Raw genomic sequence first — 4041 nt, 5'->3', positions numbered from 1 at the left:
CTTGGAAGTAGTTTGGTTGGTACCTACTATTTTGAACGAGATTTAGGGGAGGGGCAAGTGTTTTTTTGCTTTTCCTTGATATAACAACCATTGTAAGCAATTATTAAAAGAAAGTATTGACACTAACAATTAATTTAATGGAGGGATAGTTATGAAAATTGTTGCAATAACTTCTTGCTCGACCGGAATTGCTCATACATTTATGGCGGCAGAAAGTTTAGAGATGGCGGCTAAAGAATCAGGTGTTGAAATCAAAGTAGAAACACAAGGATCAATTGGAACGGAAAATGCATTAACTAAAGGTGAAATTCAAGAGGCAGATGCTGTAATCATTGCAGCCAGTACAACAGTAAATAAAGACAGATTTATTGGGAAAAAATTACTAGAAGTAGATGTCAATGAAGCCATTAATGATCCGAAAGATTTAATTGAAAGAGCATCTCGTGCACCTCTTTACAAAAACAAGGAAATTGAAGGCGGTATAGGCGAAGAAACAGTACAAGGAAAAGGGATTTACAGTCATCTAATGACAGGAGTTTCCTATATGATTCCTTTTGTTGTTGCTGGAGGTGTTCTTATAGCCCTAGCTTTTGCTGTTGGTGGGATTAATGCAGAAGGCGAATTAGCAGCAGCCATTAATGAGCTCGGTGGAGTAGCAATGGGATTAATGTTGCCAGTCTTAGGTGGGTATGTTGCTTTCTCAATTGCGGATAGACCAGGATTAGTACCTGGTATGGTAGCTGGTATGTTATCTGCGGATATCCAAGCAGGTTTTATAGGGGCCTTGTTAGGTGGTTTCTTAGCTGGTTATACAATTAGAGGGTTAAGAAAAATTATTAAATTACCTCCGAGTTTCTCCGGAATTATACCAGTTTTAATTTTACCAGTGCTCTCGGTTTTATCTGTCGGTTTAGTTATGAAGTTTGTCGTTGGTATTCCTCTTATAGCACTGAATAACGGCTTAATCAATTGGTTAAATGGATTAAGTGGGATGAACTCAATTCTACTTGGGTTAATTCTCGGAGGTATGATGGCAATTGATTTAGCTGGACCAATTGGAAAAGCGGCATATTTCTTTGGTGTAGCTTCATTAACTAGTTTATCAGGAAACGATACGAGCCAAATAATGGCAGCAGTTATGGCAGCAGGAATGGTTCCACCATTAGCGATGGCACTCTCATCAACGTTACTAGGTAAAAAATATTACTCAAAACAAGAGAAAGAAGCAGGGAAATCGGCGTGGGTATTGGGACTTTCGTTTATTTCAGAAGGAGCAATTCCTTTTGCGGCAGCAGACCCTGTCAGAGTCCTACTATCAGTAACTGTAGGTTCGGCAATAACAGGTGCATTATCTATGTTATTTAACTGTGGGATTGCGGTTCCACACGGAGGAATGTTTATATTCCTCATACCTGGAGCAGTATCTAATTTATTATTGTATATCATTGCTTTAGCAGTAGGAACGTTAGTATCTGGACTTTTAATTACTTTCTTAAAAAAAGGTCGAGTAGAAAATGTAGAAGAGGGATTGGCATAATATGAGTAAAAATATTAAATTTGCATTAATTGGTACGGGTCGAGCTGGATTAATCCATGGACGCAATTTTGCTAATAAAGTAAACAATGCAGAATTAATTGCTTTATGCGATCCAGTTGTAGAATCGTTAGAAAATGCTCAGAAAGAACTAAACTGTAAATATACTTATACAGACTATAAAGAACTCATGAAAAATCCAGAGATTGATGCGGTTATTATTGCCACTCCAACTTTCTACCATAAAGAAATAGCAGTGGAGGCAGCTAATGAAAAAAAGCATATTCTTTGTGAGAAGCCTCTAGCTATGGATGAACAAGAATGTATCGATATCATTAATGCAACTGAAAAAAATAATGTAAAACTTCAAGTTGGATTTATGCGTCGTTTTGATCCGAGTTTTATCGAAGCTAGAAAAGCGATTGAAGATGGAATCATTGGTGAAGTTACCTTAGTAAAATCTTTAACTCATGGTCCGAGTTCACCTAAAGAATGGATGTTTGATATTAGTCAAAGTAATGGGCCAATTGGTGAGGTAAACAGCCATGATTTGGATACACTACGTTGGTTAACAGGTAGTGAAATTTCGAGTATTTATTCAATTGGTGGTAATTTTAGGTCACCTGAAGTAAAAGAAAAATATCCGGATTTTTATGATACTGTGGCTATGAATATTGAGTTTGAAGATGGAAAGCTTGGCATCATAGATGGTGCTCAATATGTTCAATACGGCTATGATGCTCGGGCAGAAATATTAGGGACAAAGGGCAGCATTTTAATTGGATCCCAATCCAAACATGAAATTAAAATAGCTACTGCAGATGGAAAAGTTTCTCAACCAACCATGCATAGTTGGACCTATTTATTCAGAGATGCTTATCAAGCAGAAGCTCAATCTTTTGTGGATAGTATCATAAATAATACTGAACCATTAGCGACAGGACATGATGGTTTAATGTCAGTCAGGTTAGTAAATGCAGGACTAAAGTCATTACTAGAAAATAAAGTTATAAAGGTGGATGAATAAAAGATGAAAGCAGTCCAGTTATTTGGAAAAAATCACTTAGAAGTTGTCGAAGTAGAAAAGCGTACAATTAAGAATGATGAAATACTCATACAAGTGAAAGCAGCTTCGATTTGTGGAACAGATGTCAGAATGTATAAAAATGGTTATGAAGGTGTGGACTTAGAAAATCCATTAACTTTAGGACATGAAGTTTCTGGTGATATTGTTGAAATTGGTTCTAGAGTTACTCACTATAATATTGGGACGCGAGTTGCTATTGCTCCAAATATGGGATGTGGAGTATGTGATTTATGCGTGAGCGGGCAGACCCATTTGTGTGCAGAATATGAAGCATTAGGAATCAATTTGCCAGGAGGATTTGCAGAATATGTCGTCATTCCTGAAAAAGCGATTCGTCAAGGAAATGTTTCAATTATTCCAGATAATTTATCTTATGAAGAAGCTGCTCTAATCGAACCTTTTAGCTGCGTTTACAATGGGCAAGAAATAGCTGGTAATTATGCTGGAGATAAAGTATTAATTATCGGAGCGGGTCCAATTGGTATCATGCATGCTATGTTAGCTTTAAGCAGGGGCGCTGGATTAGTAATCATGAATGATTTATCTACAGATAGACTTAATGATGCTAAGAAAATAGTACCAGAGATTGTTACATTAGAAAGTTATGAATTGGCGGATAAAGTCAAGTTACTCACCAATGGTAAAGGCATTGATTTATCAATTATTGCAGCTCCATCAGCTCAAGCTCAAAAAGAAAGTTTTGAGTATATGGCAATGAATGGTAGATGTCTTTTCTTTGGGGGATTACCTAAAGACAGAGAAGAAGTATCTTTAAATACAAATATTTTACACTATAAGCAATTGAGAGTATTTGGATGTACTAGAGCAAGCTTAAGTGGGTATCGAACATCTGTAGAATTAGTGGCTAGTGGCAGAGTACCTTTAAAAGAATTAATTACAAATCGATACTCAATAGATGATTTCAAATTAGCCTTACACAATGCTACAGAGGGTATCGGATTAAAAAACATGATTACATTCGGGAATTGATCAAATAGTAATGTGTAAGATATACAGTTTAATATATTAAAGTATTTTTTTGATTGCAAATAATGCTCCTATAAGATCATAAGGAAATGATTTCTTGAGCTTTGATATGCTCTCCCCTAAAGTAAACGCTTGAAAAAGTAAACTACTTTAGGGGATTTTTGTATAAAATAAACTGAGAGAGAAACAAGATAATGAAAAGGCAATAAGTCGAGATTAAGTAGAGGGTTACCATGTAATAATTCGACTTACTGAGTATTGCGGCGATTCTTACCAGCGTTGAGGTGCTTTTTACCACCAGTTGCGTGTAGAAAAGCATTCTATACCGATAAAAAAGAGGCGGAAAAAGGCAATGTGATCCAGCAGACGTGAATACACTGCTGGATCACATTGCTTTTTTTCTTGTCAAATGTCTCCAGCAAAGGTAAAATAA

3 protein-coding genes are annotated in these 4041 nt (G+C 36.3%); all 3 read left to right on the top strand.

Going from position 1 to position 4041, the window contains the following annotated elements:
• Nucleotides 1-151: 151 nt before the first annotated feature.
• The 3 genes from ACYQ2O_RS10860 to ACYQ2O_RS10850 are packed head-to-tail and all read left to right on the top strand — an operon-like array spanning nucleotide 152 to nucleotide 3611.
• Nucleotides 152-1537 carry a PTS fructose transporter subunit IIC gene (locus ACYQ2O_RS10860; protein ID WP_459796612.1) on the top strand — a complete coding sequence of 462 codons (1386 nt, stop codon included), beginning with the start codon at nucleotides 152-154 and terminating at the stop codon, nucleotides 1535-1537.
• A 1-nt stretch (nucleotide 1538) separates the two neighbouring features.
• Complete coding sequence (locus ACYQ2O_RS10855; RefSeq protein WP_459796610.1) at nucleotides 1539-2561, top strand: Gfo/Idh/MocA family oxidoreductase; 1023 nt, start codon at nucleotides 1539-1541, stop codon at nucleotides 2559-2561.
• Between the two features lie 3 nt (nucleotides 2562-2564).
• Nucleotides 2565-3611: an alcohol dehydrogenase catalytic domain-containing protein gene (locus tag ACYQ2O_RS10850; RefSeq protein WP_459796609.1), complete on the top strand. Its 1047-nt coding sequence runs from the start codon at nucleotides 2565-2567 to the stop codon at nucleotides 3609-3611.
• The last annotated feature ends 430 nt before the right edge of the window (nucleotides 3612-4041 follow it).

This window comes from Alkalibacterium sp. m-11 (assembly GCF_054658155.1).
Note: the sequence above shows the minus strand (reverse complement) of the source record. Positions and strands in the feature narration are given on the sequence as shown.